Annotated in this window: 5 protein-coding genes and 1 pseudogene; 2 read left to right on the top strand and 4 right to left on the bottom strand. The window is 68.3% G+C overall.

What is annotated here, in order from left to right:
- Positions 1-40: 40 nt before the first annotated feature.
- The 3 genes from AB0P24_RS47345 to AB0P24_RS47335 all read right to left on the bottom strand — a co-directional run bounded on the left by AB0P24_RS47345 (position 41) and on the right by AB0P24_RS47335 (position 4,899).
- The gene (locus AB0P24_RS47345; protein WP_365805612.1) at positions 41-1,246 is read right to left on the bottom strand and encodes an IS256 family transposase; all 1,206 of its coding nucleotides are present in this window, start codon (positions 1,244-1,246) and stop codon (positions 41-43) included.
- 146 nt (positions 1,247-1,392) lie between these two features.
- Positions 1,393-4,041 carry a Helicase associated domain protein gene (locus AB0P24_RS47340; protein ID WP_365805610.1) on the bottom strand — a complete coding sequence of 883 codons (2,649 nt, stop codon included), beginning with the start codon at positions 4,039-4,041 and terminating at the stop codon, positions 1,393-1,395.
- Between the two features lie 3 nt (positions 4,042-4,044).
- Positions 4,045-4,899 (bottom strand): CGNR zinc finger domain-containing protein, encoded by an 855-nt coding sequence (locus tag AB0P24_RS47335; protein WP_365805608.1) that lies wholly within the window; start codon positions 4,897-4,899, stop codon positions 4,045-4,047.
- A 165-nt stretch (positions 4,900-5,064) separates the two neighbouring features.
- On the opposite strand from AB0P24_RS47335, the gene AB0P24_RS47330 reads away from it, so the two are divergent.
- Both AB0P24_RS47330 and AB0P24_RS47325 read left to right on the top strand, forming a co-directional pair.
- The gene (locus tag AB0P24_RS47330) at positions 5,065-5,544 is read left to right on the top strand and encodes a hypothetical protein (protein ID WP_365805606.1); all 480 of its coding nucleotides are present in this window, start codon (positions 5,065-5,067) and stop codon (positions 5,542-5,544) included.
- A gap of 397 nt (positions 5,545-5,941) precedes the next feature.
- Positions 5,942-6,281 (top strand): annotated as a pseudogene (locus AB0P24_RS47325) (XRE family transcriptional regulator); the annotation flags it as partial.
- 239 nt (positions 6,282-6,520) lie between these two features.
- Here AB0P24_RS47325 and AB0P24_RS47320 read toward each other — a convergent pair.
- Positions 6,521-6,673: a hypothetical protein gene (locus AB0P24_RS47320; RefSeq protein WP_242783876.1), complete on the bottom strand. Its 153-nt coding sequence runs from the start codon at positions 6,671-6,673 to the stop codon at positions 6,521-6,523.
- Positions 6,674-7,051: the final 378 nt, after the last annotated feature.

Raw genomic sequence — 7,051 nt, 5'->3', positions numbered from 1 at the left:
GGGTGTGTCAATTTAACGGCTGATCTTGGTTGTTGAGTGGTCAGTTGTTGCTCGGGGTCAGGCGGCCCTCGAAGGCGATCTGGAACGCGTTCAGGGGTGCTTTCCAGCGCATGGTCCACCTTTTGCGGCCCTTGCCTGTCGGGTCCAGGCTCATCAGCGTCATGTAGATGCACTTGAGGGCGGCGGCTTTGTTGGGGAAGTGTCCGCGGGCGCGGACGGCCTTGCGGATGCGGGCGTTCACGGACTCGATCGCGTTCGTGCTGCAGATGACCTTGCGTATCTCGACGTCGAAGGAGAGGAAGGGCACGAACTCGGCCCAGGCGTTCTCCCACAGTTTGATGATCGCCGGATACTTCCGGCCCCACGCCTCCTGGAAGTCCAGGAACCGCTCCGTCGCTGCATCCTCGCTGGGGGCGGTGTAGACGGGCTTGAGGGCTTTGGCGACCTTGTCCCAGTCCTGGCGGGCCGCGTAACGGAACGAATTGCGCAGGAGATGAACCACACACGTCTGGACAATCGTGCGAGGCCAGACGGCCTCCACGGCTTCGGGTAGGCCCTTGAGCCCGTCGCAGACCGGCATGAGCACGTCGTCCAGGCCGCGGTTCTTCAGCTCGGTGAACACATGCAGCCAGTACTTCGCGCCCTCGCTGCCGTCGCCGGCCCAGATGCCGAGGATGTCGCGGGTGCCGTCCACGGTCACCGCCATCACCACGTAGACGGGACGGTTCGCGACCTGCCCATCCCTGATCTTGACGTTGATGGCGTCCACGAACAGGACCGGATAGACGCGGTCGAGGGGACGGTTCTGCCATTCGGCCATGCCCTCCATCACCGTGTCGGTGATGGTGGAGATGGTCTGCTTGGACACCTCGGCGCCGTAAACCTCGGCCAGATGAGCCGAGATCTCACCGTGCGTGAGCCCCTTCGCCGACAGCGACAACACCATCTCGTCGACGCCGGTCAGGCGTCGCTGCCGCTTCTTGACGATCTGCGGCTCGAACGTGCCCGAGGTGTCACGCGGCACCTTGACCTCGACCGGCCCGACGTCGGTCAGCACGGTCTTGGCCCGGCCCCCGTTGCGGGAGTTGCCGCTGCCCCGGCCAGCAGCTTCGTGCTTCTCGTAGCCGAGGTGATCGGTGATCTCACCTTCCAGTGCAGACTCCAGGACCCGCTTGGTCAGCTGCTGCAGCAGCCCGCCCTGCCCGGTCAGCTGCAGCCCCTCCGACCGGGCACGCTCCACCAGCATCGCGACCAGCTGCTCGTCGGACACGGGCACAGGCTGCCCAGGCTGGGCACTCTCGACAGGCTCCACGGTCTCCAACTCCACGGCGGTGTCAGTCACTTGACGTCTCTCCCATGATCGTCGGATCCGCCGTTAGATTTACACTCCCGCTAAGCCCACTCGACTCCGAGTGCGGCGAGTGCGGTGCGCTGGTCGTGGGTGAGTTTGTCGCGGCGGGTTTTGGTGTTGGAGATCCATACGCCGAGCTTGTACTGGTGTTCCTGGCCGTCGATGACGACGGCTTCGACGTGTCCTCTTGGTACTGCCTTGTGGGCGCCCTCGCGCTGGATCCACTGGGCGAGGGCCGCGAGACCGCGTTGGAAGGCTGCTGCCTTCCCCCCACCCTTCGCGGACGGGGTCGGTGTGGGCGGTTCGGCGGGTGTTACGCCCAGCGCGGTCAGCCGTTGCTGCTGTTCCTCGGAGAGTTCCGCCCAGCTGCGGCGTTGTCGCTGGAGCCATTTGCCGAGGTCGTCTCCTTCGAATTGCACGCCGGGCTGGATGTCGGGGAGTCGGCTGTGGGGTTCGTCGGTGGCGAGGTCGGCCAGGACGCGGTAGTGGCGTTGCCAGTCCAGTGGCCAGGGGCAGTTCCAGTCGGGGTCGATCGCGGCCAGCTGCGTGGCCCGCGTTGCGGCGCGCTGCGGGTTCTTGCCGAGGCCGTCCTTGCGGCGGAGGTTGGCCATGTGTTCCCCGACCGGGACCAGTTCGCTGTCGGCGTCGCCCCATACGGCGTCGCGTCTGGGGGCGAGGTGGCCGTGGGCGCAGTGGAAGGAGCGCAGGGCCGCGAGTTTGTTCTCCCAGGCTTCGTCGCCGGGCTCCCACACCATCCCGGCCTCGTCGAGCAGGGTCGTGCGGTGGGGATCGAGTTCGCCCGCACGGTAGGTGCGCCGCTGCTGGTGGACCCAACGCCCCAGCGGGAATGCCTTGGTGACGCCGGCCTCGGTCTCGGTGTCGTACGGGACGGCGTACAGGCCGGTGATGTGGTTCTTTTTCCGCCAGCGGAGCAGGGCCTGGTAGCCCTCCAGCCACACCAACGACTCGGGCCGGTACACCCGGGTGCGCAGGAACGCCGCGATCGTCGTCGCGTCCCTCGGGGTGGAGAAGTGCAGCAGCGCTGACTCGACTGCGCCCTCGCTCTCGTGCTGCCCGCCCTCGCTCTCGTGCTGCCCGCCCTCTCCTTCGGTGGTGGTGCCGATGATCCGCCCGTCCTCGTCCCGCTTCACATGCACGTGCCGCTGCCCGCTGGTCAGCGCCCGGCTGGCGAGCTGTTCGACGAGGCGTTCGGAGTGTGAGCGCAGGCCTTGGAGGACGGCTACGAGGGGTGCGAACGAGGCGGAGGCGACCATGTCGGTCGGGTTCTCACCGGGCTGGAGGAAGACGGGCACGATGATCCTGGCGGTCTTGTTCGTGCCGTCGGGGTTAGGGCGCAGGGCCCGGCCGATGTTCTGGACGATCTCCACCTGTGAGCCGCGGGTGTCGGCGAAGCAGATCGCCTCCACACCGCGTTCGCCGACGATGTCGACGCCCTCACCCAGGACCCGCACGCTGGCCAGGAACGCCCGGTGCACGCGCTTGTTGCCGGCGTCGAGGCCGTCTGCGAACTGGCGCAGGACTTCGCGGCGTTCGGCGACGAGGTGGTCACCGCACAGCCACGCCGCCCACACTCGGTCCGGGGGTACGTGGCGGCCTGCCTCCAGCCCGTAGAACTCCGCGCCGATCGACGACTCCGGCAGGGCCCCGGCGTCGACCAGGGCCTCGGCGGAGACCTCGGCCTCGTAGAGCCGGGCTGCCGTCTGCGGCATCGTCTGCGCGAACGCGGCGGCCTCCTCGACCCGCTGGTGGAACGTCATGACGGTGCGCAGGTTGCGCGCGGCGGCGTGCTCCAGGAGCGCGGTCTGCAGCAGCGCCAGGCGCCGGCCCCGCTGCGCCTCCTCCGATTCCCCGAGGACGGGGGAGGGGTCGCGGATCTCCAGCACGTCGATCTCGAAGCCGGCCAGGATGCCCCGCTCGACGGCCTCCGACAGCCCGAGCTCGAACAGCCATTCACCGTACGGGCCGTCGGGGTCGCTGGCCATCGTCGCGATCTCCAGCTCCCGGCCGTCCGCGCCCTTCTGCGGGCGGGGGGAGGCGAGGATGCGCGGGGTCGCGGTCAGGTAGAGCCGGAAGTCCGCGGGGATCCGGCTGTTGTCGTGGATCGCCGCCCACGGCCGCCCGAGATCACCGGTGGTTGAGTGGGCTTCGTCGACGACGGCGAGGTCGAAGCCGTCCATCGTCTGCCCGTACAGCCGCTGCCCGCCGGCCAGAGCGGCCTCCAGCGGACCGCGTACCTTCGCCCGGCCCGTGACGTCCTCGGGATCATCACGGTCTACGAGTGAGGCGTACGTGGCGAACACGACTACCGGCCCGTGCCCCGCCCACAGGGCGAGCTGGATAGGGTTGGTGGTGGTCCGCACGCCGACCTGCTCCAGGACCTCGTCCTTCTCCAGCGAGCAGACCGCGGCCATCGGCCCGTGGTGGCCGACCCTCCGCCACGCCTGGGCGGTCTGCACGAGCAGGTCGAGCGTGGGGACCATGACGAGGATCCGTCCGCCCCTGAAGCACTCCCGTGCGGCCCACGCGGCGGTGATCGTCTTCCCGGAGCCGGTCGCGGAGACGACGGTCCCGCGCAGCCCTTGCGCCGGTACCGGTGACCTCGTGGGGAATCCCGCCCACGCGCGGATGCGCGCGTTCGCTTCCACCTGGTGTTCTCGCAGGCTGATCATCAGTCAGCGCCCTTCGGCAGTCGGCTCTGAGGTGTCGTGAGACTGAGGACCAGGCGCCGGCGGGTGCTGGAGGGTCGTGGTCTGCTGTTTGCGGCGCCGGCGGTGTTCGCGCTGGGCCTGGGCGCGGGCGCATTCGCGGGTGCAGTACTTGATGCCGCTGGTGCGGTTCTGCCCGTATGCGGCGCGGCCGCGCTGGCGTACGAAGTGGCGGCGGCAGGTCTCGTTCGCGCACTCGCGGATCGTGGCGTCCTCGGCGAGGTGGTTGTAGAGCTGGAGGAACGCCACAGCGAGGATGGTGGGGTAGCGGTCGCCCAGGCCGCCGATGCCGATGCTGAACGGCTTCAGCGCGGCGTTCAATTCGCTCACGAGGTTGCTGATCCTGATCTCCAGGGAGAGTTCGCGCAGGTGGTCCAGGTCCCGCGGCCACGCTTCCTCAAGATCAGCGTTGCTCGCTTGCCACTGCGCCAGCTCTTCCTCGGACACCTCGGGCTCGATGAGCGCGTCGAGCCCGCCCTCGCGGCGCAGGGCCAGCCAGGTGGTGATGGCCGCCTGCGCCTCCCTCATGAACAGCGTGGCCAGTTCGCCGTGTAGGGCGAACGGCGCGCGGGGGTGTTCGCGCTCCGTGAGCTCCTTGAGGCGCTCGTAGACGTCGACGTCCCAGCTTCCGGTGTTGATGCTCCCGCCGAGGTGTCCGTAGGCGCCCATCAGGGCGGCCACGGCGTCGAGGTCCTCAGGGTCGACCTCCATGAACTCGCGCAGGTAGAAGTCCTCCGGCACGGGGACCGTGTGCGAGCGGGAGCGGACCTGCGGGGTCCAGACGATCCATTCACCGTCGGCCCGCGCTCCGCCAAGAGGCATCAACTCCGGTGTCGGCACGGGCGTTCCAGGCCATAGCGTAGGACGAAAGCGTGGGTCAACGTATGCCGCCATGAGGAGCATCATAGCCTTCAGGAGGGTAGGACGAACTATGAATCCTTCGTATCACGCACAGGGATCGTGGCACTTACCCGAGGGGGAACCGGAGTGACGCAGTGGCAGGACCGCCAGGCGATAGGCGGCATGCACGAACGTCGGGTGGCGGCCGCGCTGCGCGCCCGCGGCTGGACCGTCCAGCCCTGCGGACAGGGCACCTACCCGCCTGCCGTGCGGGAGGCCCTGCGCCGGACCCGCTCCGCCCTGCGGCACTTCCCCGACCTCATCGCCGCCCGCGGCGCCGACCTGATCACCATCGACGCCAAGGACCGCATGCCCAGCACCGACACCGACCGCTACGCCGTCAGCGCCGACACTGTGACCGCCGGTCTCTTTTTCACCGCGGCCCACGCCCCGACTCCGCTGTACTACGTCTTCGGCGACCTCAAGGTCCTCACGCCGGCGGAGGTGGTCCACTACACCGCCCACGCCCTGCGCCACCGCAGCGGCGCCTTCCACCTCGTCCGCACAGAGCAGGCGCACCACTTCGACGACGTCTTCGGATCGGCCGACGCAGCGGCCGCAGCATGACAACCACCGCACCCAGTCCAGCACCCAGCCCGCCATTTTATTTGTAGAGAGCGGCCTGGCGTTTCTGCGCGGCTGTGGAGTTGAGACAAAACACGGGCAGGCGTGGCTCAAAGCAAGCAGATCAACGATCTCAGCAAGGAGACCGTCAATGACGAGATCAGGCGGATCGCGAGGAATGCCGTCGAACTTGCCTTGGTAACCTTGCATTCCTGTCAGAAGGAGCGGGAGCGGATCGCGTAAATCTGGGTCGGCTGAGACGCCCTCGGACAAGAAATCCGTCCGGGGGTGTTTCGTGTTTACGGCTGGATTCAACCCCGTTTGGGACGGCACATGGATTCGCCCGTGAGGGGTGATGAGGCGTCAGGCTGCCCGTGCGAGCCCGGCGGGCGGGTGGCCGCCCCGCGCCGACCTCGCGCAGCGCCTGGAGGACGCGGTACGCCAGCGCTGGCAGCGAGCCGAAGCCAGGAAGCGGGCCACCACCAGCACGGGCCTGGCAGTCGACACCCGCGCGCTTCGGCTTCACCGGGGGTCCCGGCACCACCGATGACGCGCGCATCCGGCACCTGACCATCGCTCTGCTCCCGCAATACGCGGCCCGTCTCTTCGAAGAAGCCGGCGCGAACGCGCCGCAGCTCCAGAACATCGCCGCCGAAGGCATGGGAGAGGCCTACTTCCGCGAAGGCGGCCGTCGCGCCCACGACTTGGAGGTGGAGTTCACGGACGTCGAGCACGTCGAGTCGATCTGTAGCAGACGGCAGCTGCCCCCCCAGCAGAGGTGGAGCAGCTGCCGCCCAGGAGCCTCTGTGTCCGCATAGCCCATGCCCGCAGCCAGCCCGCACGGTTGCCCGTCGAGGGGGCCGTACGGCGCTCTCAACGACTTTCATCCCGCCAGTGAACCCTTTCTCAAAGGCATGCCTGTCCGGCCGTCAGATCGCCACACAGCGCCTCTGGCCCGCGACGCCGGATGCCTGGGCAGCTACCTGATGAGGCCGGTCTTCTCTTCCAGGATGATGACCAGGCCGGTGGTCGCCACGAAGGTGGTGGCTGCCCAGACGATGGGTTCGGCCGCGTCCTTGGTCAAGTGTGCGCCGGTGATGTAGGCGGCCAGGGCCGCAGCAAGGCCCGTCATCACCGCCAGTAGTACTGCAAGGACCCTTACCGTCGTGGCCTGAGGCTGGGGTGCGGGGCTCGAGGCGCTCGCAGTGTGCGCCAACGCACCGCCGGCGGCAGGCATGGGCTGTCCTTCGCTGTGTACCGTCATGGACATGGGCCCTTCCGGGTTCTGGGGGCCTGCTCGCCACGATCCGCCAAAGATTCCGACGGGCAGGCCCCGACTCATCCCTCAGCCGGTCGTGCCGAGGGTGTACTGCTCTCGCAACGGCTCCGCCATCGAAGCGGTGACAAGGTCACGCTCGCCAGGCGAACCCCCCGGCGGCTACACGACCATCCGGGCATTCAGCCGCTGGGAGTGCATCGACAGTAGTCCCGGACGACCCGTCACTTGCGC

Source organism: Streptomyces sp. NPDC086519, assembly GCF_040686075.1.
In the GTDB taxonomy this organism is placed as follows: domain Bacteria; phylum Actinomycetota; class Actinomycetes; order Streptomycetales; family Streptomycetaceae; genus Streptomyces; species Streptomyces shenzhenensis.
The sequence above is the reverse complement of the archived record's forward strand: the minus strand, read 5'-3'. Positions and strand labels throughout refer to the sequence as shown.

Excerpts from the sequence above, each read along its gene's own strand:
- AB0P24_RS47320 (WP_242783876.1), bottom strand. The coding sequence starts at position 6,673 with ATGACGGGCCTTGCTGCGGCCCTGGCCGCCTACATCACCGGCGCACAC.
- AB0P24_RS47335 (WP_365805608.1), bottom strand. The coding sequence starts at position 4,899 with ATGCCTCTTGGCGGAGCGCGGGCCGACGGTGAATGGATCGTCTGGACC.
- AB0P24_RS47345 (WP_365805612.1), bottom strand. The coding sequence starts at position 1,246 with ATGCTGGTGGAGCGTGCCCGGTCGGAGGGGCTGCAGCTGACCGGGCAG.
- AB0P24_RS47340 (WP_365805610.1), bottom strand. The coding sequence starts at position 4,041 with ATGATCAGCCTGCGAGAACACCAGGTGGAAGCGAACGCGCGCATCCGC.